Here is a 24,897-nt window from a genome sequence, read left to right as displayed (position 1 = left end):
GCTCCACGATCGACGGCGTTCCGCACACCCAACCATGATCCAACCCGAACGCCCCAGGTCAAGCCGACCCGCCGACGAGCACCTGACCAGTCACCAGAGTGGCACGTGGTACGCCGGCGGCCAGCAGATCCGGATGTGGTGCAACATGACCTACGGCTCCAGCGGCGGCCCTTGGCTTCAGGAATACAACGACCAGAACGGCCTCGGATACGTCAACAGCGTCGTGAGTCACGGCGACAATCCGGGCAACGGACAATTCGACGGCCCGTACTTCGACAATGACATCAAGAGCCTCTACGACTTCGCGGAAGGTCTCTCCCCGGCGTAAAGAAACATGACCAGCAGAGCCCCGGCCCGTGGCCGGGGCTCTGCGCGTGTGGTCCCTTCCCGTAGCCGGCGTCTGATCGAACTCGACCGGAGCGCGCCGGTGACGGCGTCGCGCCGGCCGAGGTTCGATGCCGGCCGGCGGGGCACCCCCGGCCGGGACCCTCCCGGGCCACGGCGACTTGTCACCGCCCCCGGCTATCCTGCGCCCGCGCCCCGGGACGGTCCCGGCGGCGGGTACCGGGTGGCGGGACAGTCACCCCGCTGGGAGGGTCGCGTGGCAACCGAGGAGGCCGGTGTCGAGGCGTGCCGGGTCGCCGCACGGCAGGTGGCGGAGGGGACGGGCGCGGCGCGCGAGGAAGCCCTGCGGCGGCTGGCCGACCTCGGCGCGACCGACCCGACGTTGCGCCAGGACGTGGCTGACGCGATCTGCGCCTGGCTGCGGACGCCCGGCGCCGCCGACGGCGGGGACGCCCACGCGCGGCGGGCGGCGTTGCGGGTGCTCGCCGGGCTGCTGCGCCCGGCCGGGGCGGGCGACGCGACGCCGCCGGGGCTCGCCGTGGACCTGTCCGGGGCGTCCCTGATCGACGCGGACCTCGGCGGCTGCGAGCTGGCCGGGGCCCGGTTCGCCGACACGCGGTTCCTCGGCTCGACCTCGTTCGCCGGCGCCCGGTTCACCGGCGACGCGGACTTCGCCCGCGCGCTCTTCCAGGGCGAGGCCCGGTTCGACGGGGCGGTGTTCGCCGCCGACGCGGCGTTCGGGCGTGCCCGGTTCCGGGGACGGGCCGGCTTCGACCGGGTGGAGTTCGCCGGCATGGCGTGGTTCGGGCGGGGCGAGGACGAGTTGTGGGAGGACGATCCGGCCTGGGACGCGATCGAGGACGTCCGGCCCGCGCCGTGGGACGAGCCGAACGAGGACGACCCGGGCTGGCCCGTCGCGGTGCTGATGGGGGACTACCAGAGCTGGGAGGAAGGCGGGGACGGGGCACGCTTCGCCGGGACCGCGTCGTTCCGGCAGGCCCGCTTCGTCGGCCCGGCCTGGTTCTGCAAGGCCCGGTTCGGTGGGGAGGCGACGTTCCGGGACGCCCGGTTCGGCGCGGCGGTGCGACTCGACCAGCCCACGGTGGACCTCAGCGGCGCACAGTGGGCCGGCGCGGCCGGTGAGCCGGTGAGCTGGCCCCTCGGCTGGACGTCCCGGCCGGGGCCGGACGGCACGGGCGTGCTCGTGCCGGACGAATCCGTGTCGCCCTACGCGCGGCAGCTCGGCGACGGCGACCCCGCCGTCCGCCACGCCGGGCTGCGCGCCCTCGGCGAGCTGGGCGACGCGCGACCGGAGCTGCGCCAGCGGGTGGTCGACACCGTCTGCGGATACCTGCGCGGGCCGCTGCCGTTCGACGTGCGCGGCGACCTGGGCCCCGCCGAGGCCGGGGAGTCGGCGCTGCGACGCGACGCGCAACGGCTGCTCGCCGAGCGGCTGCGCCCGGTGGCCGCCACCCCCGACGGGCCGAGGCACTGGCCGGGCATGAACCTGTCGCTGTGCGGCGCGACGCTGCTCGACCTCGACCTGCACGGCTGCCACGCGGGGTACGCGGACTTCACCGCCGCCCAGTTCCACGGCGCCACCCGGTTCGACGACAGCACGTTCGACGGTGCCGCCTTCCGGCTGGGTGGGTCCGAGGGGCGCGCGTCGTTCCACGGCGAGGCCACCTTCACCGGGGCGCGGCTGGACCGGTGGCGCGGGGTCCGGGAGGTGCTCGACGGCGTCGTGTTCCACGCCGGCGTCGTCGTCGACCCTGCCGAGGACCGGGCACCGGCGGGACAGAACTGAGCGGGCGCGGCCCGTCCGCCCCGCGCCCGGATCCGAGTCCGCGCATCCGGCGGGGGCTGGGCGGGCCGTCGGCCCGTCAAGGCGGGGCCGGGGGCGCCATCGGCGCCAGGGCATGGCGCGCTTGTCGGCGACCTCGACCGCGCGGCCGAGCAGTCGGGACCGATCTGCGCCGGCGGCTCGGGACCGGGGCGGCGCCGCACCGGTCCCGAGCCCGGGTCGGTCAGGACCAGGGGGCCGTCGGATACCAGGGGATGATCTCGCGGCGGGCGAGGATCCGCACGTCCCAGTAGAGGAACGTGAAGGCGCCGGCCACGATGAACGCGACCGCGGTCAGGGTCGCCAGTCGGGTCGGCCGGGCGCTGAACCACCGTTGCAGGCGGGAACCGGCGAGCCAGGCCAGCAGCAGGAACAGCACCGCCATGATGACGATGTTGCCGATCGACTGGAGAGTGAACGCGGCGGCCCCGTAGAGCGGGTTGCCGCTCTCGGCGGCGTCGCGGAACATCTGCCGGAACAGCGCGAACGGCCGGCCGATGAGGAAGCCGGCGATCAGCGCGCCCATGAAGACCATCGGCGCGTTCGGGTACTGCTGGGCGATCCGGGCGAACGGATCCGGCACCACGCCGAGTGCGGCCAGGCCGAGGTAGATCATGATGAGCCCGATCAGGCCGAAGACCACCATCGACTGGATGCTCCGTGGCGACAGGCTGCCGGGACTGTTGCTGGCGGTGGAGAACTGCGGCATCGACGTTCCGACGAAGCCCACGATCGCGCCGTACGTGGCCGACACCGCGATCATGCCGACCGACATCCAGCCCAGTGGCTTCAGCGGCTGCACGAACCTGCTGAGCCTGCTGCCGGTGGTGCCGGTCAGCGGGGCGAGGGCGCCGAACGCGGCGATGTTGCAGGCGGTGAACGTGCCGGCGATCCCGGAGACGAAGGCGAACAGCACGCCGGCCGCGACGCCCTGGATGGGGGTCTCCTTGGCGTCGTGGCCGAGCAGGGTGTTGGCGACGTTGTCGCCGATGGTCCGGTCGACGAACTCCGCCGACCAGATCACGGTCAGCAGGAAGCCGCCGAGGACGCTGAGCAGGATGATCAGCCCGCGCCGCCGGGGGAAGTGCCCGGTGACGAACGCGGACGTGCCGGTCTGCGTGGTGTCGGGTCGGATCCGGACGGGTACGTCGGGTTGCTGGGGGGACCGCTGGGTCTGCGTCACGTGCGCTCCTCAGGGTGGGGGGTGGAACCCGGGCGCGACCGCCGATGTTGGCAACGCCGCCCGCGACCGGCGAACGGGGGTCACCGGTCGGCCTGGACGCACCCGCCCGACCCCTCCTACCAGCAACGAATCGTGCGGGATCGATGTCCGCGTCTCATCATGGGGCGCTTCCGGTCCCGGGGGTTCTTCCGCCCTGCGCAATCGCGCTGGGTGATCGACCTGTGCCCCAGAGTGCCCGCGCCGATCCCGCCGGTCGCCCGGCCCGCCCTGATCAGGGCAGCGGCCACTCGTGGACCGGCCGGTTGCTGTGCATTAGCGTCACGTAGTGCCGCACCACCTCGCGCAGCGCCTCCGGCCGGTCGAGGTGGTCGGTGGACTCCAGCCGGTGCAGGGTCTCCACCTGCCAGCTCGCGCCGTTGCGCCCCGTCAGGCAGCGCTGCTCGATGATGCCGAGCAGTCGGTCGCGCTCGCCCGGGTCCAGGCCCCACCGGTCCAGCCCGTGGTGGGCCAGCGGCAGCAGTCGCCGCAGCACCAGCTCGGTGACGGGGAGGTAGCCCAGGCCGGGCCAGAAGACCTGGGCGTCGATGCCGTGACGGGCGCAGCTGGTGAAGTTCTCCTCCGCGGCGCTGAAGGACATCTGCGACCACAGTGGCCGGTCGGCCTCGGCGAGCGCCCGGACCAGGCCGAAGTAGAAGGCGCCGTTGGCGATGGTGTCGAGCACGGTCGGCCCGGCCGGCAGCACCCGGTTTTCCACCCGCAGGTGCGGGCGACCCTTGAGCACGTCGTAGACGGGCCGGTTCCACCGGTAGACGGTGCCGTTGTGCAGGCGCAGTTCGGCGAGCTTGGGCACGCCGCCGGCGGCGAGGGCCTCGGCCGGGTCCTCCGGGTCGCAGACCGGCAGCAGCGCCGGGAAGTAGCGGACGTTCTCCTCGAACAGGTCGAACACGGTGGTGATCCAGCGTTCCCCGAACCAGACCCGGGGGCGTACGCCCTGCGCTTTGATCTCCTCGGCGCGGGTGTCCGTGGCCTGCTGGAACAGCGGGATGCGGGTCTCCCGCCACAGCTCGCGGCCGAAGAACAGCGGCGCGTTGGCGCCGAGCGCCACCTGGACGCCGGCGATCGCCTGGGCGGCGTTCCAGTAGTCGGCGAACTGGGCGGGGCTGACCTGCAGGTGGAACTGGGTGCTGGTGCAGGCCGCCTCCGGGGTGATCGTGTCGGCGGTGACGGCGAGCCGCTCCACCCCGTTGATCGCGATCCGCAGGTCCTCGCCCCGGGCCGCGAAGATCTGCTCGTTGAGCAGCTCGTAGCGGGGGTTGGCCGACAGCGTCGCCGCGGTCAGGTGCTCGGGGCGCAGCGTCGGCAGGATGCCGATCATGACCATGTGGGCGCCGATCGCGCGGGCCTTCTGCTCGGCGGCGTTCAGGCTGGCCCGCACGTGCTCCTCGAACTCGGCGGTGCCGGTGCCGGTCAGCCGGCGGGGCGCCACGTTGATCTCCACGTTGAACTGGCCCAGCTCGGTCTGGAAGCTCGGGTCGGCGACGGCGGCCAGCACGTCGACGTTGCGCATGGCGGGCATCGAGTCGCCGTCGACCAGGTTGAGTTCGATCTCCAACCCGGTCATCGGCCGGTCGACGTCGAACCGCGACTCGCGCAGCATCTCGGCGAACACGTCGAGGCAGCGGCGCACCTTCTCCCGGTAGCGGGCCCGATCCTCGCGACTGAAGGTCCGCACGCCGACTTCCTCGCCCATGGTCACCACCCTGTCACCGCTGGTCCCCTAAACCTCGCACGCCGCGTCGGGGCCGGGGAAGACCTGAGACCTCTTCTCTACCCAGCGGGGCTCCCGGTGATCCCCGTCGCCCGCGTGCCGGTCGCGCCCGGGGTCACCGATAGCATGGCCGGCGGCGAGAGGTGGAGATGCTGATGCGCGAGAAGGTGACCCGGTTGTTCGTGGTGGCGGCGATCGCCGAGGCGATCTCCTGGGCCGCCCTGCTGGCCGGCATGGCGGTGAAGTACGGCCCGCCCGCCAACGAGCTGGGCGTGCAGGTCTTCGGGCCGATCCACGGCGGCCTGTTCATCGCGTACGGCGTGCTGGTGCTCGCGGTGGCCCGCCTGCGCCGGTGGAGTCTGCTGGCCACCGGGGTGGCCCTGGCCTGTGCCGTGCCGCCCTTCGCCACGCTCGCCTTCGAGCGTTGGGCGCGGCGGCGCGGCATGCTCGACGCCGCCCGCGAGCCCGCCCGCGAGGCCGCCCCGGTCGGCTGACCCGCCCGAGCGGGCGGCTACCCGGCGAGGAAGGCGGACAGCTCGGCGGCGAGCTGTTCCGGCGCCTCCTCGGCCATGTGGTGGCCCGACTCGACCGGGGTGCGGCCCGCACGTCGTCGGCCCACTCCCGCCAGATCGCGGCGGGGTCGCCGTAGAGGTCCACCATGTCGTCCCGGGTGGACCACAGGAAGAGCACCGGGCAGCTGATCCGCCGGCCGGCGGCCCGGTCGGCGTCGTCGGCAGCCCGGTCCGGGCCGAGGCCCGCCCGGTAGTCCTCGCACATGGCGTGCACGGTCGCCGGGTCGTGGATGGCCCGGCGGTAGTCGGCGTACGCCTCCTCGCCCATCTCGGCGGGGGAGCCGCCGTACCAGGCGTCCGGGTCGGCGTTGATCACCTGCTCGGCCGGCTTGTCGAGCTGGCCGAGGAAGAACCAGTGCCACCACCGGGCGGCGAACCGGGCGTCGGCGCGGGCCAGGGCCTCCCCGATCGGCACCCCGTCGAGCACCCCGAGGCGGCTGACCCGGTCGGGGTGGTCCAGCGCGGTGCGCATCGCCACGTAGCAGCCCCGGTCGTGCCCCACCACGGCCGCGCGGTCGTGGCCGAGGGCGTCGAGCAGCGCCACGACGTCGCCCGCCATCGCCCGCTTCGAGTACGGCGCGTGGTCGGGGGTGCTCGGCGGCGTCGACGAGCCGCCGTAGCCGCGCAGGTCCGGGCAGATGACCGTGTGCCGCTCGGCGAGCAGCGGCGCCACCCGGTGCCAGGTGGCGTGGGTGCGGGGATGGCCGTGCAGCAGCACCACCGGCGACCCGGACCCGCCGTGGCGTACGCGCAGGCGTACCGGCCCGAGGTCGATCTCGTCGAGCGTGAATCCGGCGAACATGGCGCCTGCGGTGCCCGGGCGCGCGAGGCGCGAAACGTCAGATCGGCGCCGGCGCGCGAGCCAGGCCGGCGCCGGGCGCGAGACGTCGGGTCAGCGCCGGGCGTGCGAGCCAGACCGGCGCCGGGCGCGTGACTCAGCTGGTCGCGGCCCAGGCCAGCAGGGCGGCGACCAGCAGCCCGCCCAGTGCCGCCTGGAGCAGCAGCGGCGGCCCGAGGTGCGACCACAGCGTGGCGGTGCGCGGGGTGAGCAGCTGCCCGGTCGTCAGGTTGACGATCCGCTCGATCTTCGGCGGCAGGTCGGGGTCGCCCTGCCGGCGCAGCGTGAGCTGAACGTGGTCGGCGGGGTGCAGGGCGCTCTGCGGCAGGTGCCCGTGCAGCTCGACCTCGCAGAGCTGCCCGGCGGAGTCGCGCAGCCGCACCGGGGTGACCAGGTATTCCGGGCCCTTCTTCAGGTCCTTGAACCGCCGGCGGGCCGCGCCGGAGCCGGCAGAGAACAGGGACCGGACCACCGCCGCCAGCAGCCCGGCCACTCCGGCCGCCGCGAGCACCGCGACCAGCACCGGCTGGCCGATCCGCACCTCGCGCGGGTAGCCGTCGAGCAGGCGGACGACCCGCCCGGTGACGATCCGGCCGGTGGGGTGGACGATCCGCCGGATATGGAGGTCGCTGTCCATGGTCACCACCCAGAGTCCGGTTGCGTTCACCGATGGTATCGGCCATCCGGCCTGAACGACGTGAATGAATCCTGGTCACGCGCTCACGGCGGCCAGGTGACAACCGGACCGGCGCGGGTAAGCGGGGGGCCGAGCTGGAAAGGGGTCGAGCATGCAGCTGTCCTTCCTGCGCCCGCTCTACGACCGGCCGGGGCCGTGGGTCTCGGTGTACCTGGACGCCTCCGCCAACACCCAGGACGCCCACCCGGCGCTCGATCTGCGGTGGCGGGGCCTGCGCAACCAACTCCAGGAACAGCGCGCCGACGTGGACACGATCGACGCGGTCGAACGGGTCGTCCGCGGGCACGACCCGATGCCGGGGGACTACGGCCTGGCGGTCTTCGGCACCCGGGGCCGGGTGGTGCTGTCGGAGTACCTCTCCGCCCCGCCACTGCGGGACCTCGCCGCGTTCACCCCGCTGCCGCACGTGATGCCGCTGCTGGCGCAGCGCGGCGAGCAGGTGGCGTGGGTGCGGGTGCTGGCCGACCGGACCGGGGCCGACGCCATGGCGATCAGCGCCGGCGGCGTGCCGCGCCGCGCCCACGTGACCGGCCGGGAGGACTTCCAGTTGCGCCGGGTGAAGCCCGGCGGCTGGTCCCAGTCGCGGTACCAGCGCGCCGCCATGGAGGCCTGGCACCACAACGCCGGCGACGTCACCGCGGCGACGGTGGAGCTGGCCGAGAAGGTCGGCGCGGACGTGGTGGTGGTCGCCGGCGACGTGCGGGCCACCGGCGTGATCGCCGCCCAGATGCCGCAACGCTGGCAGGACGTCGTGGTCCGCACCGACGCCGGCTCCCGGGCCGGCGGCGCCGACCAGACGCTCCTGGACGACCTCACCGTGCAGACCATCGCCGAGGTGGCCGACCAGCGGATCACCGCCGCGCTGGACCGGTTCGGCATGCAGGAGGACGTCGGCGCCGGGCTGGAGGCGGTGGTCTCCGCGCTGCAACGCAACCAGGTCGACACCATGCTCATCGTCGACGACCCGTCGGCGACCGGGGAGCTGTGGATCGGGCCGGACCCGACGGCGATCGCCACCGACCCGCGGCAGCTCGCCGACATGTCGGTGCGCGACCCGGAGAAGGTCCGCGCCGACGCCGCGCTCGTGCGCGCCCTGGTCGGCACCGACGCCGAGCTGACCGTGCTCGGCCCGGACGAGGCGCCGGAGCTGACCGACGGCGTCGGGGCGGTGCTGCGGTACGTCGACGCCGCCACGCCGGGGCGTGGCAATGCCTGAGCGGACGGTGGCCGACCTGGTGGTCGAGAGGCTGCGCGCCTGGCGGGTGCCGCGCGTCTTCGGCTACCCCGGTGAGGCCATCGCCCCGGTGGTCGAGGCGCTCGACGCCTCGGGCGGGGACCCGGCGTTCGTCCCCGCCCGGCACGAGGAGACCGCCTCCTACATGGCCACCGGGCACGCCAAGTTCACCGGCGGGATCGGGGTCTGCCTGGCCACCCAGGGGCCGAGCGCCGTCCAGCTGCTCAACGGGCTCTACGACGCCAAGCTGGACAGCAAGCCGGTGGTGGCCATCGTCGGCGAGGACGTCTCCGGCCCGCTCGGCGGCGCTCACCAGGAGATCGGGCTGAGCCGGCTGTTCGCCGACGCGTGCAACCAGTTCGTCCGGTACGGCCGCACCCCCGTCGGAGTGCCGGCCCTGCTCGACCAGGCGTTCCGCACCGCCGCGGCCACCCGCAGCCCGGTCTGCGTGGTGCTGCCGCGCCAGTTGCAGGAGAGCGCGGTGCCCGACCTGCAAGCGCACGCGGCCGGCGTGTTCGCGGCGACGCCGGGGGAGCCACTGGCCCGGGTGCTGCCGCACGAGGTCGACCTGGAGGCGGCCGCCCAACTGCTCGCCAACGGCCAGCGCACCGCCATCCTGGTCGGGCAGGGCGCGCGGGGCGCGGCGGAGGACATCGTCGCCCTCGCCGACCGGCTCGGCGCCGGGGTGGCGGCCTCGCTGCTCGGCAAGCCGGTGCTCGACGAGCGGCTGCCCTTCCACGCGGGCGTGCTCGGCGAGGTCGGCACCTCGGCCGCCGCCGAGCTGATGGGCGGCTGCGACACGCTGCTGCTGGTCGGCACGAACGACCCCTGGACGGACTACTTCCCGATGCCGGGGCAGGCCCGCACCGTGCAGATCGACATCGACGGGCGCCGGATCGGCACCCGCTACCCGGTGGACGTGCCGCTGGTGGGGGACGCCGCGGAGACGCTGCGGGCGTTGCTGGCCAGGGTGCCGGACCGGCCCAACGCCCGCTGGCGGGAGACCGTGGAGGGCTCGGTCGACCGCTGGCGGGCTGAACGCGCCGACCGGGCCGCCGCCCCCGCCGAGCCGGTGAACCCGCAGCTCGTGGTGCAGGAGCTCGCCAGCCGGTTGCCCCGGCGCGGGGCGGTCGCGGTGGACGTCGGCTCGGTCATCTACTGGTACGCCCGGCACCTGGAACTGCCCCCCGGGGTGAACGCGCAGCTCTGCGGCACCCTCGGCTCGATGGGCTGCGCCCTGCCGTACGCGGTGGCGGCCAAGCTCGCCGCTCCGGACGAGCCGGTGATCGCCCTGCTCGGCGACGGCGCCATGCAGCTCAACGGGCTGGCGGAGCTGATCACCGTGGCGCACCACTGGCGGGAGTGGCGCGATCCCCGGCTGGTCGTGCTGGTGCTCAACAACCGGGACCAGTCCGGCATGGGCGGCGGCCGCCCGCCGTCCACCGACCCGACGCGCCGCCGCCCCGACGTCCCGTACGCCGGCTGGGCCCGCCTGCTCGGGCTGCACGGGGTGCGGGTCGACCGGCCGGAGCTGGTGGGGGCGGCCTGGGACGAGGCGCTCGCCGCCGACCGCCCGTGCGTGGTGGAGGCGGTGGTCGACCCGGCGGTACGGTTGGCGCCCCCCGAGCCCGCGTTCGCGGACCTGCGCGGCGTCTTCGCCGATGGCGACGCCGCCCGGCGGGTCCGCGACCGGATGCTGACCACCGGGGTGGCCGTGGAGGCCGAAGACCTCGTTTAGCCGCCCGGCGGGCGGGCACTGAGGACCGGCAGTCAGACGCGGGAGGTCGCCTTGTCCGAGCCCACCGATCGCCGGTACGGTCCCGCGCGCCTGCCGGAGCCCCGCGGACCGGTCTCGGCGGCGGTGCTGGACGCGCTGCGGCAGGAGCCGCACGACCTGCCGGCCGGGCTCGGTGCTCGGCTCGACCCGGTCGACCCGCTCACCGACGAGGACCTCCAGCTCACCCTCTTCTGCTGCTACGAGCTGCACTACCGGGGCTGGCGGGGCGTCGACGACGACTGGGAGTGGCAGCCGTCCCTGCTCGCGCTGCGCGCGTACGCCGAACGGGTCTTCGAGGCGGCGGTGCGGGCGCTCGTGGGGCCGCTGCCGGCGGTGCTGCCCGACGGCGTGCCGGCCGCGCTCGCCGACGTGGTCGCTGCGGACGCCGGGCCGTCGCTCGCCGGGCACCTCCAGCGCCGGGCGTCGCTGGCGCAGTTCCGGGAGTTCGTCACCCACCGCTCGATCTACCACCTGCGGGAGGCGGACCCGCACAGCTGGGCCCTGCCGCGCCTCGGCGGACCGGCGAAGGCCGCCCTGGTGGAGATCCAGACGGACGAGTACGGCAACGGGCGGCTGGACCGGATGCACGCCGAGTTGTTCCGGGTGACCCTGGACCGCCTGGGGCTGGACACCGGATACGCCGCCCACCTGGACGCGGTGCCGGCGGTCACCCTGGCCACCAACAACCTGATGTCGCTGTTCGGGCTGCACCGGCGGCTGCGTGGGGCGCTGCTGGGGCACCTCGCCGCGTACGAGATGACCTCGTCGCTGCCGAACCGCCGGTACGGCAACGGGCTGCGCCGGCTCGGCCTGGACGAGGCGGCCACCCGCTTCTACGACGAGCACGTGGAGGCCGACGCGGTGCACGAGCAGATCGCCGCGCACGACCTGTGCGGCGGCCTGGTCCGGGTGGAGCCGGGCCTCGCCCCCGACGTGCTCCTCGGTGCCGCCGCCGCGCTAGCGGTGGACCGGCTCTTCGCCGCGCACCTGCTCGACGCCTGGGCCGCCGGCCGCACCTCGCTGCGCCCGACCCCCGGCCCGCCCCGGGCCACCCTGCGGAAGTCCTCGCGGCCCGGCGGGATGGCCGCGCCGGTCACCGCCGTGGCCTGACCCGCGCGGCCCGCCCTCCGCGTCTCCCCGATCCACCGCTCGTCGATCTTGCACTTCGGCCCCGTGACGGGTTGTTCATCCCCGATTCGTCGGGGCACCAAGTGCAAGATCGCGGGGTGGGGGCGGGGTCAGGTTTGGCGGGTGGTGCCGGCGCGGAAGCCGATCGCCTTGTGCGTGCCGTCGCAGAAGGGCTTGAGCGCGGACTTGCCGCACCGGCACAGCGCCACCGTGCCCCGCCGCGCGTCGATGGTCTCGCCGTCCGGGGTGAGCAGGACGAAGTCGCCCCGGACCAGCAGCGGGCCGTCCTGGTACGGGGTGATGGTGGCCGCCGCGGCGGGCGTGTCGTCGTCTGCGCGCATGGGCGCTCATGTGCCCGCCGTCCCGGCGCCGAAACCCCTGGTCACGGCTCGGGTGCCGGGCTGCCGGCGGGGACGGCGGCAACCGCCCGGATCTTCTGATTACTCCCGCCCGGTGGGGGATGCCCCGTTTGAACCCCATCGGGACGGGAAGCCGGGCCGCGTGGTGAGCGAACGAGGCAAGGTGGGGCCGGTGCACAAGGTGCGCAAGGGGCTCACGGCCGACGGTGCCGGACTGGCGGGCGACCGGGTGGTGGCCGCCGGCAGCGCGGCCCGGGTCCTGGTGGCCGCCACCGCGCGGGCGCTGCGCGGCACCGACTGCGCCGACCTGGGACACCCCGGACACCCCGGCCCACTGTCGCGGTTCACCGGCGCGCCCGAGCCGGTCCGGCGGGCGGCGGTGGTCCGGGCCGCCGGCCGGGTGGCGCTCACCCCCGGCCAGACGGCCGAGGTCGACGCCGAGCGGATCGCCCGCTGGTTCGCCGACCAGTACCCCCGCCGCCGCTACCCGGGCGCCCTGCTCGGCTCCCCGCACGGGGCCGCCGCGCACCTGGCGATGGCGCTCGGCGTGCCCTGGCTGCCCGCCGGGTTCGAGATGAGCGTGCACTGGGCCCAGGGCGCCGTGGACAGGCCGCAGGCCGCCCTCGACCACGGAGCGGCGCTGACGGCCCGCCTGCTCGCCGACAACCCCGACCTGCACGTACGCCAGGTGCACTGCCCCGCCAGCCGGGGCGCGCTGGCCGGCGCCACGGTGTCGCTCACGGCCCGGTGGCGGTCCCTGCCGGCCGCGTACGCGCGGTTCCTGGCCGACCTGCTGGAGCCGGACGCACCGGTGCTGCTGCTGCGCGACGTCCGCACCTGGCCGGTGTTCGACTCCGCGCCCGGCCACAGCTTCCAGGTCGGCTGCCCGGGCAGCGGCCTGGACCCGGTGGACTTTCACCCGGACAGCCACGCCCTGCGCCAGGTGCTCCGCTCCGCCGGCGGGGACGGCGCGCACTGGCAGCCGCCGGAGGTCTGCGCGCCACCCGCCCCGGCCGAACACGGCGTGGAGCCCGGTTTCGAGGACAGTGCCCGGGAGTGGACCGCCCGGCACCGGCATCCGCTGCACCGTGTGCTCGTCCCGCGGCCGGGCGCGCTGAGCGCCGCGACCGCCGACCTGTACCGGCGCTGGCTGCGCGCGGCCGGCAAGACCGGAAACCGGCTGGTGGTGGAGTGCGGCCGGCTGCTCGACCCGTGGCAGGTGGTGCGGGCCGGGATGGTGCCGTACTGGTGCGAGAACGCCACCCGACGCAGCGTGGAGGGGGTGGAGTGGTGGCTCGCCGGCAGCGAGCCGTTCAGCTCGGTGGACGTCCTGCCCGAGCCGCCCGGCCTGCGGTCGCCGGCGCTGGCCGGGTTGCCGCAGTGGCTGGCCGTCGCCGGCTTCGGCCGCCGCCGGCGGGCGCTGGACCGCACCTCGGCGCGGGGCTACCCGGTCACCTCCGTGCCCACCCGCCGGGCCACCGAGGTGCTGCGGGCCCAGCCGTACGACCTGCCGACGCCGCCGTCGATGACCGTCGCCGAGGCACTCGCGGCACTGCGGGACAGCGGCGCCCACCAGGGGTTGCTGATCTGTTGAACCAGCCCTGTCGAAACATCCTCGCGAAACCGGGGTCCCGTGATTGAGTACCTACGGAGCGGGAACACCGCTGGCTGCGACGGCCTGATCACGCCGTCCGGCGCGGCGTCGTCGCCCGCTGGCATCCCAGTCATGTGACCCACTTTCGGCCCGGTGCGTGGTGCGACCACGCGCGCGCACGACCGGTTTCCTGAATCCGGGCGGGGGACCTTCCTGAGGGAGGCGCGGATGTTCGGACAGAGCACCACAACCACACCACCTCCGACCGATCGGGGCCTGGAGGACCTGGACGCGGCCGCGCTGGCGTACGCGGCCCGGATCGAGGGTCTTCCGCCCGAACGGCGCCAGGAGGCGCGTGACGACCTGGTCCGGTTCGCCCTGCCGTTCGCCGGCCGACTCGCCCGCCGGTACCGGGGGCGGGGGGAGCCGCTGGAGGACCTGGAGCAGGTCGCCCGCCTCGGCCTGGTCAACGCCGTCGACCGGTACGACCCCGAGCGGGGATCGTTCACCGCGTACGCCGCGATCACCATCGTCGGCGAGATCAAGCGCCACTTCCGCGACCGCACCTGGGGCGTGCACGTGCCCCGCCGGCTGCGCGACCTGATCCTGGAGGTGGGGCAGGCGACCGCCGCGCTGACCAGTGAGCTGTCCCGGGCCCCGTCGGTCGCCGAGCTGGCGGCGCGGCTGGAGACGCCGGAGGAGGAGATCCTGGCCGCTCTGGAGTCGGCGGCCGGCTACAGCCCGGCCTCGCTCAACGCCCCCGTCGGCGGGGAGAGTTCGGCCGAGTTCGGCGACCTGGTCGGCGAGTCCGACAACGCGCTGGAGTCCGTCGACGACCGGGTGACCGTCAGCGGGCTGCTGCATCGGCTGCCCTGGCGGGAACGGCGCATCCTGGCCATGCGCTTCTACGGCAACCAGACCCAGGCGGAGATCGCCGCCCGGTTCGGCATCTCCCAGATGCACGTCTCGCGGTTGCTGTCGCGGGCGCTGACCTGGCTGCGCCAGGCGATGCTCGCCGACGCCCCGCCGCCGTGGCAGAACGGCGCGGCCGAGTCGGACAGCACGAAGACCCGCATCTCCGTGAAGCAGAACGGCGACCGGGTGGTCGTGGAGGTCGGCGGGGAGGTCGACCGGGACGGCGCGGACCAGCTCCGCAGGGCCATGCTGGAGGCGGTGACCGGCCAGCCCGCCGAGGTGGTGGTGGACCTGGTCGGCGCGGGCGGCTTCGACGCCGGCGGCATCGCCGCGCTGATGGCCGGTCGCGAGGCCGCCGCCCGCACCGGGGTGCCGCTGCGGCTGACCCGGGTCCAGCCGGCGGTGCGCCGCTCGCTCACCGCGGCGGGACTGGCCCCGACGCGCGACAACTGACGCGCGCCGGCGCCTGCCTGCCGGCCAGACGACGGAAAGGGGTCGGCGCACGGTGCGCCGGCCCCTTTCGCGTACGCCCGCTCAGCGCTCCGGGGTGTCGTCGGGCTCGCGCGGGTGCCGCCAGCGGTCTTTCTCCGGCGGTTCGAGCCGGGCCTCCTCCGGCTCGGTGTACTCGAAGCTGGGCCGGCGCACCTCCTCGGGCTCCGGCACGTCCACCGGCCGGGCCCCGGACTGCGGCGCGGGGTGATAGCCGGCCGCTTCCCGTGCGCCGTGCGCCCCCTCGGCGGCCGGCGCCTCGGGCAGGTGCTTCTCGCGGTGCAGCTCCTCGCGGAACTGCTGCGGCGGCTTGGTGGTGCGCTGGGGCAGGTCCCGGCCGAGGTCGGCGACCAGCGGGCCGTACTTGGCGTCGAACGCGGGCCGCTCGGAGCGGATCCGGGGCATCCGGTCGAAGTTGCGCAGCGGCGGCGGGCAGGTGGTGGCCCACTCCAGGGAGTTGCCGTAGCCCCACGGGTCGTCGACCGCCACCATGGCGCCGTACCGCCAGGTTTTCCACGCGTTCCAGATGAAGAAGAGGGTGGACGCGCCGAGCACGAACGCGGAGATGCTGGAGAAGGTGTTCAGCGCGGTGAAGCCGTCGCTCGGCAGGTAGTCGACGTACCGGCGGGGGAAGCCTTCGTTGCCCAGCCAGTGCTGGACGAGGAAGGTGCCGTGGAAGCCGAGGAACATGGTCCAGAAGTGGGCCTTGCCGAGCCGCTCGTCGAGCAGCCGCCCGGTCATCTTCGGCCACCAGAAGTAGAAGCCGCCGAAGAGGGCGAAGACCACCGTGCCGAAGAGCACGTAGTGGAAGTGCCCGACGGCGAAGTACGTGTCGTGGGTGTGCCAGTCCGCCGGCGGGCTGGCCAGCAGCACCCCGGTGAGGCCGCCGAAGAGGAAGGTGACCAGGAAGCCGATCGCGAACAGCATCGGCGTCTCGAAGGTGAGCTGTCCCTTCCACATCGTGCCGATCCAGTTGAAGAACTTCACCCCGGTGGGCACCGCGATCAGGTAGCTCAGGATGCTGAAGAACGGCAGCAGCACCTGGCCCGTGGCGAACATGTGGTGCGCCCACACGGTCATCGACAGCACGGTGATCGCCATGGTGGCCAGCACCAGACCGGTGTAGCCGAAGATCGGCTTGCGGGCGAAGACCGGGATGATCTCGGTGATGATGCCGAAGAACGGCAGCGCGATGATGTAGACCTCGGGATGGCCGAAGAACCAGAACAGGTGCTGGAAGAGCATCGACCCGTTGTTCTCCGGGGTGAAGACCTGCGCGTTGAGCAGTCGGTCCGCGGCCAGCGCCAGCAGCGCCGCGGCGAGCAGCGGGAAGACCAGGAGCACCAGCACGCTGGTGAACAGCATGTTCCAGGTGAAGATCGGCATCCGGAACATGGTCATGCCGGGCGCGCGCAGGGTCAGGATCGTGGTGATCAGGTTGACCGCGCCGAGGATGGTGCCCAGCCCGGAGATGACCAGGCCGACCACCCACATGTTCGCGCCGACGCCCGGGGAGTGCTCCGCGCTGCTCAGCGGCGTGTACGCGGTCCAGCCGAAGTCGGCGGAGCCGCCCGGGAGAGCGAAGCCGCCGATCACCATCAGGCCGCCGAACAGGTAGAGCCAGTAGGCGAGGGCGTTGAGCCGGGGGAACGACACGTCGGGCGCGCCGATCTGGATGGGCACGATGTAGTTGGCGAACCCGAACGCCGCCGGGGTGGCGAACAGCAGCAGCATCACCGCGCCGTGCGACGTGAACAGCTGGTTGTACTGCTCGGGGGCGAGGAACTGCAGGCCCGGTCGGGCCAGCTCGGCCCGCATCAGCATCGCCTCGACCCCGGCGACCAGGAAGAAGCCGAACGAGGTGAGCAGGTAGAGCACGCCGATCTGCTTGTGGTCGGTGGTGGCCAGGAACCGGATCAGGGTCCCGCCGGGGACCGACTTGCGCAGCGGCCCGGGGAAGCCGCCGAAGCGTGCCGGTGCCAGGATCGCCGGGCCCCGGTCGCGTGGAGGTTCCGTGGTTACCCGCTTGGGCATGTGACTCTCACCCCGCCATGACGACAGACAGGACGGCGTGCCTACCCGCCCCTCTGCCCATGTAACCAGGCGACAGCGGCTATTCAGGCTAGAGCGGTAATTTCGGTCAATTGGCGGGCAGTACGGCCCAGACGACCTTCCCGTCGCCGGCCGGCACGCTGCCCCAGCGCTGGGCCAGCTCGCGGACGAGCATCAGGCCACGGCCGCCCTCCGCCAGCAGCTCGGGGGAGCCGGCCCGGGCCGAGGCCCGGCAGCCGTCCACCACCGCGAGGTGCAGGTACGGCTGGCGCAGGGTGAGCGTCACCTGCATCGGGGTCCCGGCGTGCCGGACCACGTTGCCGACCAGTTCGCTGAGCACCAGCGAGGCCGGGCCGGCCGCCTGCGGCAGGTTCCACCGGGCACACGCGTCGGCGACCAGCTCGCGGGCCCGCCGGCAGGCCTCCGCCACCGGTTCGAGCCGGGCCCGCAGCCGGGGCGCCACCGCCGCGTTCGCCACCCGGGTGGCCTCCTCGCAGTCGCGGCGCACCGGCACCACCCGGCAGGCGGTCGACTCCGCCAGCCAGTCCGCCGCCTCCGACGGCGGGGCGCAGAGCACGACCGGCACCGCCGGCCAGTCGGCGGCGCGCCGGGCGGCGGCCGCGAAGACCGAGAGCGCGAGCCGGTCACGGACGGTGACGTCGGTCAGGTCGACCACGAGGGCGTCGGGCTGGGCGGCCAGGCACTCCGCCAGCACGGTGTGCACCGAGCGCATGGTGCCGACATCGAGGCCGCCGCGGAGCCGTACGACGGTCACGGGGGACGCGTCGCGCACCTCGCAGGTGATCCGGCTCGACATGTGCGCCCTCGCTTCGCGTGGTCGGGGACCTGCGAACTACCCGGGCACCGGGGGAGTCAAACCGGAACGTGGGCGACCCCGACGGCGGTCACGGCCGCCCGCCGCTCGCGGTGCGTCACCGGCGGGGCTGCCCCCGCGTGGTCAGCACGCCGAGCGCGATCATGCCGACGCCGAGGAACAGGTGCAGCCAGTTGTCGGCGTTGTTGACCGGGACGAAGTTGGCCCCGCTGTCGTGGTCGACGACCAGTCCGTAGAGCCAGAGCACCAGGTAGATCGCTCCGCCGCCGACCAGGAAGGTGCGGGCGCCGGAGATTGTCCGGGCCAGCGCCAGCCCCGCCACCCCGAAGAGCAGGTGGACGATGTTGTGCAGCACCGAGACCTGGAAGAGGCCGAGCAGCTTGGCGTCGGACTCGTGCCCGGCGAACCGCAGGTCACCGAAATCGCTGGTGACCCCCGGCACGAAGCCGAGCACGCCGACCAGGAGGAAGACCACCGCCACGGCGGCGGCGGCCCGCCGGACGGGCGCCTTGCCGTCGGCCGGGTTGCGCCGGGCGCGAGAGTGCGCCATGGGACCGGTCACCGCCGTCTCCTCACTGTGCGGGAACGCTGAGCCGTCCGCGCCTTCCCGGTCCTCGTCCCGCCAAACCCGCCGCCGACGGCTCGTCTCGTGCCGGCACGAGACGACCGGAGTCGCCCCGGCGAACCTCCTGGTATCCCTCCGGCGCCCCGGGCACGCGACGCCCGGGGCCGGCCCGCCTGTCAGGCGCACCGGCCCCCGCCGGGAGCGTGGGATCAGACCGGTTGCAGCCGCGGTGCGGCGGCCAGCTGGCGGACCCGTTCGTAGAGGCCCACGTACTGCTCCGCCATCACGGCGGGGGTGAAGCGCGCCGCGGCCTCGCGTCGGCACTCGTCGGGGTCGAGGAGGCTGGCGGCCAGCAGCAGGTCGGCCAGCTCGTCCTCGTCGGTGGTGAGCAGGCCGGTGCGGCCGTGCTCGATCAGCTCGGGCAGGCAGCCCCGCGCCGTCGCCACCACGGGCGTGCCCAGGGCCAGCGACTCGACCACCGCCGTGCCGCCCGGCTCCTCCCAGCGCAGCGGGAACAGCGAGGCACGGGCGCCCGCCAGCAGGTCGTCGCGCTCCTGCCCGGCCACGGTGCCCACCCAGCGGACCAGGTCGCCGTCGACGTGCGGTGCCACCTCGTCGTAGAAGAACCGGACGTCCGGGTTCTGTCGTGCCTCGTCCCCGGCGGCGGCCAGGTCCTCCGGCCGGTGGTACGGCCCGACGGGCCCGGCGAGCACCAGCGGCACCCCCACGCGGTGCGCGAGGCGGGCCCCCAGGTCCTGGCCCTTGCCGGGGTTGATCCGGCCCAGGATGACCAGGTGGTCGCCCTTGTCCGCGCCCGGCCGCCGGTCGGCGTCGACGGCGAGGGGGGTCGACAGGTGCACGTGCCCCACGGAGTGCTCCCGCAGCGCCCGGGGCGCGCGGGCCAGTTGCGAGGCGGACACCCCGTTGACCCGGACCCGGTCGCCGCCGTCCAGGTTGCCGTAGAGCGCCGGGTGCTTGGCCAGGTCCCAGTGCAGCGTGTGCAGCGCCGGCGGGGCGTCCGGGCCCATCGCGGCGAGGGTGGCCAGGCCCACGGCCTCCACGTGGTCGTGCACCAGGTCGATGTCGTCGCGGGAGTGCAGCGCGCGCACCACCCCGTTCAGGTGCGCCTGGGAGATGCCGCAGACCTGGTTGTACGGCCGTTGCAGCGCGTGGAACTGTCCGTCGGGAAAGACGGACAGCTTCTCGTCGACCGGCAGGGTGCTGCTGTCGACCGACGCGAGCACCACCCGTACGCCGAGGCGGCGCAGCTCCGGCACCAGCGTCGCGATCACGTTCTCGATGCCGCCGTAGCCGGGCGGCGGCACGGACAGCCACGGACCGGCGTTCATCAGGACGGTGAGGCTCATGCGGGGTTCCTTCCCTCGGCGGGGCCCTGGGCCGTCCGCGACCGGTCACCTGTGCGATGGTGCGGCCGGGCGGTCACGCCGCGGCCACCCGTCGGCGGGGGATCCGGTGCCGCAGCTCCGCCAGGGGCGGTCGCTCCTCGATGGAGACGTCGCTGACGACGATCTCCCGGTCCAGGTTGGGCAGCGCGTCGGAGCCGCCGCGCCGGAACTGGGTCAGCAGGGCGGCGGGCATCGCGCCCGGGGCCGCCCAGCCGCGTCGCTGCAACCGCGACCAGGCGGTGAGCATGATCTGGGCCGACATCCGGCCCAGCGCGGCGGTGTCCTGGTGGCGGTGCTTGCGCTCGCCCAGGTCCACCTGGGCCAGCGCGTCCAGCCCGACGAGGTCGAGCAGGTCGATCAGCATCGCCGTCTCCACCCCGTAGCCGGAGACGAACGGCACCCGCTCCAGCACCTCCCGGCGGCCGGCGTACTCACCGGCGAGCGGCTGGACGAAGCCTGCCAGCTCCGGCCAGAACAGGTTGAGTATCGGCCGGGCCATCAGTTCCGTCACCCGACCCCCGCCGTCGGCCTCCACCCCGGTCGTTCCGACCAACGGGCGGTGGTAGAAGCCCTTGACGAAGTCGACCGACGGGTCGGTCAGCAGCGGGCCGATCAGCCCCGTCACGAAGTGGGCGCGGAACTCCCGCAGGTCGGCGTCGACGAACGCGACGACGTCCCCCTCGGCCGCGGCCAGCCCGGCCCAGAGCGCGTCGCCCTTGCCGGTCAGCCGGGGTAGCCCCCGGGTCATCGCGTCCTGGCCGACCACCTCCGCGCCGGCGGCGCGGGCCACCTGCGCCGTACGGTCGGTGGAGCGCGAGTCCACCACGATCAGTTCGTCCACCAGGGCCACCCGGTCCATCAGGTGCTCCCGGATCGTCGACACGATCGCGCCGACCGTTGCCTCCTCGTTGCGGGCCGGCAGGACCACGCTGACCCTGCTGTCGCCCTTCGCGCGCAGCAGCCGCCGCGCCGGCCAGTCGGCCGCGGACGTGGTGCGGTAGGTGGCCCAGGCCTCCACCACCGGTGAAACCATCGTCTCCGTATTCCGCACAGGCACCCCCTGATCGTGGCGGAAAAACCCGTTCTGTTTTTCCCACTACTGCGCTCGCGCTAACCGCAGCATGCCTAACAGCTTGATCACGGAGGTCACGCGGCCGGGTTCCCCCCTGGTGAACGTTTGATTGCGCCCATGCGGGGGGAGTGCACTCGACGGAACGTGAAACCGTGGCGGAAGGGCTTTTACATGCGCACGTGCCGGGTGGGACTGGTAGGGGCCGGCGGGGTGGCGCAACGCCACGCCCGGGTGCTGGGCGGCTTCGCGGACGTGGAACTGCTCGGGGTGACCGACGTGGTCCCGGCGGCGGCGGCGGAACTGGCCGGCGCGCACGGCGCCCGGACGTTCGACGACGTGGAGGACCTGCTGGCCGCCGGGCCGGACGCGGTGTACGTCTGCGTGCCGCCGTTCGCGCACGGCCCGGCGGAGGAGGCGGTGATCGCGGCCGGGGTGCCGATGTTCGTGGAGAAGCCCGTCGCGGTCGACCTGGCCACGGCCGAGCGGATCGCCGACCTGGTCGCCCGCCGGGGGCTGCTCACCGGCGTCGGGCACCACTGGCGGTACCTGCCGGTGGTGCAGCAGGCGCGGGAGCTGCTCGCCGGCCGTCCGGTGCGGATGGTCAGCGGCGCGTGGTGGGACAAGGTGCCCCCGGTCGCCTGGTGGTCCAGGCGGGACCGCTCCGGCGGGCCGGTGGTGGAGCAGGCCGCCCACGTGCTGGACCTGGTGCGGTCGCTGGTCGGGGAGGCGACCGAGGTCACCGCGTACGGCAACGGGACGCCGCCGCCGGTCGACGGCGCCGACATCGACTCGGTGACCACCGCGGCGCTGCGCTTCGCCGGCGGGGCGGTCGGCACGCTGACCGCCGCCTGCGTGCTCGGCTGGAAACACCGCGCCGGCCTGGAGATCCTCGCCGATGGGCTGGCCCTGTCGCTGGCCGAGGACAGCCTGGTGGTCCGCGACGCCGACGGCGAACGTCACTTCGACGCCGACCCCGACGCCGCCCGGGTGGCCGTGGACCGGGCCTTCGTCGACGCGGTCCGCGGGGTCGGCGACGACGTCCGCGTCCCGTACGCCGAGGCGCTCGGCACCCAGCGGCTCGCCCTCGCGGTGGCCGACTCCGCCCGCACCGGCCGGACCGTACGCCTGGACCGCCCGTCCGCCGCGCCGCTCGCCACGGGGGTGACCGTCGATGCGTGACAAGGTGGTGGTGGTCAGCGGCCCGGGCCGGGTGGAACTGGTCGAGCAGGACGCCGCCGAGCTGACCGACGGCACGTTCCGGGTCGAGACGCTGTTCAGCGGCGTCTCCGCCGGCACCGAGCTGAGCTACGTCAAGGGCACCAACCCCTACCTGCACGTCACCTGGAACGCCGACCTCGGCCTGTTCCAGCCGGGCGGGGCGAGCACCCCGTACCCGGTGAGGCGGCTGGGCTACATGCAGGTCGGCCGGGTGGTGGAGAGCCGCACCCCGGCCGTCGCCGTGGGCACCGTCGGCGCGATGACGTACGGCCACCGCACCGGCTGGGTCGCCGACCCGGTCGCCGAGCGGTTCGTGCCGCTGCCCGACGACATCGACCCGCTGCTCGGCGTGTACGTGGCGCACATGGGGCCGATCTGCGCCAACGGGGTGCTGCACGCCGCGGCCGACCTGCACGGCGCCGACGTGCGGTCGCTGGGCGACGGCGTCCGGGGCCGCCGCGTGGCCGTCGTCGGCAGCGGGGTGGTGGCCCTGCTCACCGCCCTGTTCGCCAGGCGGCACGGCGCCGCCTCGGTGGTGGTGCTCGACCCGACCCCGCAGCGGCGGGCCGTCGCCGAGGCGCTCGGCCTGGAGACCCTCGACCCGCAGGCCCACGACCCGGCGGTGGTCCTCAAGACCCGCTGGGCGCACGGCCCCGGCGACCGGGGCGCCGACGTGGTGTTCCAGTGCCGGGGGCAGGCGTGGGCGTTGCAGCTCGCGCTGCGCCTGCTGCGCCCCCAGGGCACGGTCGTCGACCTGGCCTTCTACCAGGCCGGCGCGGACGCGGTGCGGTTCGGCGAGGAGTTCCACCACAACGGACTGTCGCTGCGCTGCGCGCAGATCGGCCGGGTGCCGCGCGGGCTCGCCCCCACCTGGGACCGTGAGCGCCTCTCCGCCGAGACGATCGACCTGCTGCGGGCGTACGGGGACGTGGTCCGCAAGCACCTGGTGTCGGCGGTGGTGCCGTTCGAGGAGGCACCGACGCTGCTGACCGACCTGGCCGAGCGGCGCCGGCAGGAACTCCAGGTGGTGCTGACCGTCTGACATCCGCGTCCGGCCGGGGCGGATGCCGGGGCCGGTTACCGTTGGCGGGCATGACCGACAGGACCGCGTCGTGACCGCCGATGCCCCCGCAGCCGCCGCCGCTCCCGCCGCTCCCGCCGGCGCCGAGGCTCCTGCGGGTGACCCCGCGAGCGCCCCCGGGCAGCGTCGGGTCGGCCTTGCCGCCCTGCTGCCGTACCTGCGCGCCCACCGCGGCACCCTCGCCGTGGTGGGCGCGCTGTCGCTGGCCGGGGCGGCGGCGTCGCTGGCGCAGCCGCTGCTCACCCGCGCGGTGCTCGACGGCGTGTCGGCGGCCCGGCCGGTGGCCGGCCTGGTGGCGGTGCTGGTCGCCCTGGTGCTGGGGGCCGCGGCGCTCGGCGGGCTGCGGGACTACCTGCTGCAGCGCACCGCCGAGGGCGTCGTGCTGGGCACCCGGCGGCGGCTGGCCGGGCACCTGCTGCGGCTGCCGATCGCCGAGTACGACCGCCGCCGCACCGGCGACCTGCTGTCCCGGGTCGGCTCGGACACCACGCTGCTGCGGGCGGTGGTCACCTCCGGGCTGTTCGAGGTGGTCACCGGCGCGGTGATGGTGCTGGGCGCGGCCGGCGCGATGGTGCTGCTCGACCCGGTGCTGTTCGGGGTGACCCTGCTCGGGGTGGCCGCCGGGGTCGGCTTCGCGGTCGCCTTCGCGCGCCGGATGCGCGACCTGGCCCGGACCGCCCAGGAGCGCATCGGGGAGATGACCTCGGCGGTGGAGCGGGCGATCTCCGCCGTCCGGACGATCCGCGCGGCCCGGGCGGAGCGGCGCGAGGCCGACACGGTCGGCGCCAGCGCGGCGCAGGCGTACGCGGCGGGGCTGCGGGTGGCCCGGGTGCAGGCGTTCGTCGGCCCGGTGAGCACGGTCACGATCCAGGGCGCGTTCCTGCTGGTGCTGGGCGTGGGCGGGGCGCGGGTGGCGGCCGGTGTGATCACCGTGGGTGACCTGGTCGCGTTCGTGATGCTGCTGTTCTTCCTGGTGCTGCCGCTCGGCCAGGCGGTGCACGCCTACGCCCAGTTGCAGACCGGGCTGGGCGCGTTGCAGCGGATCGAGGAGGTGCTCGCGGTGCCGGTGGAGGGCGCGGCCGACCGTCCCGCGCCCGTCCGTCACACCGCCGCCCCGACCTGGCCGAGCACCGCCGACGGGGCACCGGCGGCCGTCACGTTCGACCGGGTCGACTTCCACTACCCGGGCGGCCCGCCGGTGCTGCGCGAGGTCAGCTTCACCGTGCCGGCCGGCACCCGCACGGCACTCGTCGGCCCCTCCGGCGCCGGCAAGTCGACGCTGCTGGCCCTGGTCGAGCGCTTCTACGACGTGACCGGGGGCACCCTGCGGCTGGACGGGGTGGACGTGCGCGACCTGCCCCGCGACGCGCTGCGCGCCCGCCTCGGCTACGTCGAGCAGTCCGCGCCGGTGCTGGCCGGCACGCTCCGGGAGAACCTGCTGATCAGCGCGCCGGACGCCACCGACGACCGGCTGCGTGCGGTGCTCGACGAGGTCAACCTCGGTCATCTCGCCGAGCGGGCCCCGGAGGGGCTGGCCGTGCAGGTGGGCGAGGGTGGGGTGCTGCTCTCCGGCGGCGAGCGGCAGCGGCTGGCGATCGCCCGGGCCCTGCTGGCCGGGCCGCCGGTGTTGCTGCTCGACGAGCCGACCAGCAACCTCGACGCCCGCAACGAGGCCGCGCTGCGCCGGGCCATCGACGCGGTGGCCGTCCGGCGGACCCTGTTGATCGTGGCGCACCGGCTCTCCACGGTCGTCGACGCCGACCAGATCGTGGTGCTCGACGGCGGGCGGGTGGCCGCCACCGGCACCCACGACGAGCTGACCGTGACCAGCCCGCTCTACCGCGAGCTGGCCACTCACCAGCTCCTGGTGACCTGAGCGGCCGGCGGCCCGACCCGCCCGGCGGCGACACCCGCGCGGCGCCGCGC

Annotated in this window: 20 protein-coding genes and 2 pseudogenes; 11 read left to right on the top strand and 11 right to left on the bottom strand. The window is 74.5% G+C overall.

The window, feature by feature from the left end:
• Both AB0G14_RS22475 and AB0G14_RS22470 read left to right on the top strand, forming a co-directional pair.
• A pseudogene (locus AB0G14_RS22475) lies at positions 1-328 on the top strand (hypothetical protein); the annotation flags it as partial.
• 273 nt (positions 329-601) lie between these two features.
• Positions 602-2,152 carry a pentapeptide repeat-containing protein gene (locus tag AB0G14_RS22470; protein WP_357700311.1) on the top strand — a complete coding sequence of 517 codons (1,551 nt, stop codon included), beginning with the start codon at positions 602-604 and terminating at the stop codon, positions 2,150-2,152.
• A gap of 220 nt (positions 2,153-2,372) precedes the next feature.
• On the opposite strand, the gene AB0G14_RS22465 is transcribed toward AB0G14_RS22470, so the two are convergent.
• The 3 genes from AB0G14_RS22465 to AB0G14_RS22455 form a co-directional block, all read right to left on the bottom strand.
• Positions 2,373-3,371: a hypothetical protein gene (locus AB0G14_RS22465; RefSeq protein WP_357700309.1), complete on the bottom strand. Its 999-nt coding sequence runs from the start codon at positions 3,369-3,371 to the stop codon at positions 2,373-2,375.
• A gap of 271 nt (positions 3,372-3,642) precedes the next feature.
• A complete protein-coding gene (locus AB0G14_RS22460; RefSeq protein ID WP_357700307.1) occupies positions 3,643-5,121 on the bottom strand; it encodes a glutamate--cysteine ligase in 1,479 nt (492 codons plus the stop codon).
• Positions 5,122-5,254: 133 nt separating this feature from the next.
• Positions 5,255-5,449, bottom strand: a complete 195-nt coding sequence (locus AB0G14_RS22455) for a hypothetical protein (RefSeq protein ID WP_357700327.1) — start codon at positions 5,447-5,449, stop codon at positions 5,255-5,257.
• On the opposite strand from AB0G14_RS22455, the gene AB0G14_RS22450 reads away from it, so the two are divergent.
• Positions 5,361-5,633: a DUF3817 domain-containing protein gene (locus tag AB0G14_RS22450; RefSeq protein ID WP_357700325.1), complete on the top strand. Its 273-nt coding sequence runs from the start codon at positions 5,361-5,363 to the stop codon at positions 5,631-5,633. The genes AB0G14_RS22455 and AB0G14_RS22450 overlap by 89 nt on opposite strands.
• A gap of 145 nt (positions 5,634-5,778) precedes the next feature.
• Here AB0G14_RS22450 and AB0G14_RS22445 read toward each other — a convergent pair.
• Together AB0G14_RS22445 and AB0G14_RS22440 are read right to left on the bottom strand one after the other, a co-directional pair.
• Positions 5,779-6,513, bottom strand: a pseudogene (locus AB0G14_RS22445) (alpha/beta hydrolase); the annotation flags it as partial.
• 133 nt (positions 6,514-6,646) lie between these two features.
• Positions 6,647-7,195 (bottom strand): hypothetical protein, encoded by a 549-nt coding sequence (locus tag AB0G14_RS22440; protein ID WP_357700323.1) that lies wholly within the window; start codon positions 7,193-7,195, stop codon positions 6,647-6,649.
• Positions 7,196-7,337: 142 nt separating this feature from the next.
• Between AB0G14_RS22440 and AB0G14_RS22435 the strand changes: the two genes are divergently transcribed.
• Genes AB0G14_RS22435 through AB0G14_RS22425 form a run of 3 tightly spaced genes read left to right on the top strand, consistent with a single transcriptional unit; the run spans position 7,338 to position 11,367 of the window.
• Positions 7,338-8,462 (top strand): Vms1/Ankzf1 family peptidyl-tRNA hydrolase, encoded by a 1,125-nt coding sequence (locus AB0G14_RS22435; RefSeq protein ID WP_357700305.1) that lies wholly within the window; start codon positions 7,338-7,340, stop codon positions 8,460-8,462.
• Positions 8,455-10,218, top strand: a complete 1,764-nt coding sequence (locus tag AB0G14_RS22430) for a thiamine pyrophosphate-binding protein (protein WP_357700303.1) — start codon at positions 8,455-8,457, stop codon at positions 10,216-10,218. Before AB0G14_RS22435 ends, AB0G14_RS22430 begins: the two co-directional genes overlap by 8 nt.
• A gap of 51 nt (positions 10,219-10,269) precedes the next feature.
• Entirely contained in the window at positions 10,270-11,367 is a 1,098-nt protein-coding gene (locus tag AB0G14_RS22425; RefSeq protein ID WP_357700300.1) for an iron-containing redox enzyme family protein, read from the top strand.
• Between the two features lie 128 nt (positions 11,368-11,495).
• On the opposite strand, the gene AB0G14_RS22420 is transcribed toward AB0G14_RS22425, so the two are convergent.
• Complete coding sequence (locus tag AB0G14_RS22420; protein WP_357700298.1) at positions 11,496-11,726, bottom strand: CDGSH iron-sulfur domain-containing protein; 231 nt, start codon at positions 11,724-11,726, stop codon at positions 11,496-11,498.
• 199 nt (positions 11,727-11,925) lie between these two features.
• On the opposite strand from AB0G14_RS22420, the gene AB0G14_RS22415 reads away from it, so the two are divergent.
• Complete coding sequence (locus tag AB0G14_RS22415) at positions 11,926-13,338, top strand: hypothetical protein (protein ID WP_357700321.1); 1,413 nt, start codon at positions 11,926-11,928, stop codon at positions 13,336-13,338.
• Positions 13,339-13,566: 228 nt separating this feature from the next.
• Positions 13,567-14,706 carry a SigB/SigF/SigG family RNA polymerase sigma factor gene (locus AB0G14_RS22410; RefSeq protein ID WP_357700296.1) on the top strand — a complete coding sequence of 380 codons (1,140 nt, stop codon included), beginning with the start codon at positions 13,567-13,569 and terminating at the stop codon, positions 14,704-14,706.
• Between the two features lie 81 nt (positions 14,707-14,787).
• On the opposite strand, the gene ctaD is transcribed toward AB0G14_RS22410, so the two are convergent.
• The 5 genes from ctaD to AB0G14_RS22385 form a co-directional block, all read right to left on the bottom strand.
• Entirely contained in the window at positions 14,788-16,776 is a 1,989-nt protein-coding gene (gene ctaD / locus AB0G14_RS22405; RefSeq protein ID WP_357700293.1) for a cytochrome c oxidase subunit I, read from the bottom strand.
• A 106-nt stretch (positions 16,777-16,882) separates the two neighbouring features.
• A complete protein-coding gene (locus AB0G14_RS22400; protein ID WP_357700291.1) occupies positions 16,883-17,611 on the bottom strand; it encodes an ATP-binding protein in 729 nt (242 codons plus the stop codon).
• 115 nt (positions 17,612-17,726) lie between these two features.
• On the bottom strand, positions 17,727-18,179 hold the full coding sequence (locus AB0G14_RS22395) for a DUF4383 domain-containing protein (protein ID WP_357700319.1): 453 nt from the start codon (positions 18,177-18,179) through the stop codon (positions 17,727-17,729).
• Between the two features lie 224 nt (positions 18,180-18,403).
• Positions 18,404-19,561 carry a glycosyltransferase gene (locus AB0G14_RS22390; protein ID WP_357700289.1) on the bottom strand — a complete coding sequence of 386 codons (1,158 nt, stop codon included), beginning with the start codon at positions 19,559-19,561 and terminating at the stop codon, positions 18,404-18,406.
• Between the two features lie 73 nt (positions 19,562-19,634).
• The gene (locus AB0G14_RS22385; protein WP_357700316.1) at positions 19,635-20,651 is read right to left on the bottom strand and encodes a glucosyl-3-phosphoglycerate synthase; all 1,017 of its coding nucleotides are present in this window, start codon (positions 20,649-20,651) and stop codon (positions 19,635-19,637) included.
• 192 nt (positions 20,652-20,843) lie between these two features.
• On the opposite strand from AB0G14_RS22385, the gene AB0G14_RS22380 reads away from it, so the two are divergent.
• The 3 genes from AB0G14_RS22380 (at position 20,844) to AB0G14_RS22370 (ending at position 24,847) form a co-directional block, all read left to right on the top strand.
• The gene (locus AB0G14_RS22380) at positions 20,844-21,851 is read left to right on the top strand and encodes a Gfo/Idh/MocA family oxidoreductase (protein WP_357700286.1); all 1,008 of its coding nucleotides are present in this window, start codon (positions 20,844-20,846) and stop codon (positions 21,849-21,851) included.
• Positions 21,844-22,932: a zinc-binding alcohol dehydrogenase gene (locus tag AB0G14_RS22375; protein ID WP_357700284.1), complete on the top strand. Its 1,089-nt coding sequence runs from the start codon at positions 21,844-21,846 to the stop codon at positions 22,930-22,932. Before AB0G14_RS22380 ends, AB0G14_RS22375 begins: the two co-directional genes overlap by 8 nt.
• 70 nt (positions 22,933-23,002) lie before the next feature.
• A complete protein-coding gene (locus tag AB0G14_RS22370; RefSeq protein WP_357700282.1) occupies positions 23,003-24,847 on the top strand; it encodes an ABC transporter ATP-binding protein in 1,845 nt (614 codons plus the stop codon).
• Positions 24,848-24,897 lie beyond the last annotated feature (50 nt).

The sequence above is a fragment of the Micromonospora sp. NPDC023814 genome (assembly GCF_040639595.1).
In the GTDB taxonomy this organism is placed as follows: Bacteria; Actinomycetota; Actinomycetes; order Mycobacteriales; family Micromonosporaceae; genus Micromonospora.
The sequence above is the reverse complement of the archived record's forward strand: the minus strand, read 5'-3'. Positions and strand labels throughout refer to the sequence as shown.

Coding starts and splice junctions, on each gene's coding strand:
- AB0G14_RS22460 (WP_357700307.1), bottom strand. CDS start 5,121: ATGGGCGAGGAAGTCGGCGTGCGGACCTTCAGTCGCGAGGATCGGGCC.
- AB0G14_RS22455 (WP_357700327.1), bottom strand. CDS start 5,449: ATGAACAGGCCGCCGTGGATCGGCCCGAAGACCTGCACGCCCAGCTCG.
- AB0G14_RS22435 (WP_357700305.1), top strand. CDS start 7,338: ATGCAGCTGTCCTTCCTGCGCCCGCTCTACGACCGGCCGGGGCCGTGG.
- AB0G14_RS22430 (WP_357700303.1), top strand. CDS start 8,455: ATGCCTGAGCGGACGGTGGCCGACCTGGTGGTCGAGAGGCTGCGCGCC.
- AB0G14_RS22420 (WP_357700298.1), bottom strand. CDS start 11,726: ATGCGCGCAGACGACGACACGCCCGCCGCGGCGGCCACCATCACCCCG.
- AB0G14_RS22410 (WP_357700296.1), top strand. CDS start 13,567: ATGTTCGGACAGAGCACCACAACCACACCACCTCCGACCGATCGGGGC.
- ctaD (WP_357700293.1), bottom strand. CDS start 16,776: ATGCCCAAGCGGGTAACCACGGAACCTCCACGCGACCGGGGCCCGGCG.
- AB0G14_RS22400 (WP_357700291.1), bottom strand. CDS start 17,611: ATGTCGAGCCGGATCACCTGCGAGGTGCGCGACGCGTCCCCCGTGACC.
- AB0G14_RS22395 (WP_357700319.1), bottom strand. CDS start 18,179: ATGGCGCACTCTCGCGCCCGGCGCAACCCGGCCGACGGCAAGGCGCCC.
- AB0G14_RS22390 (WP_357700289.1), bottom strand. CDS start 19,561: ATGAGCCTCACCGTCCTGATGAACGCCGGTCCGTGGCTGTCCGTGCCG.
- AB0G14_RS22380 (WP_357700286.1), top strand. CDS start 20,844: ATGCGCACGTGCCGGGTGGGACTGGTAGGGGCCGGCGGGGTGGCGCAA.
- AB0G14_RS22375 (WP_357700284.1), top strand. CDS start 21,844: ATGCGTGACAAGGTGGTGGTGGTCAGCGGCCCGGGCCGGGTGGAACTG.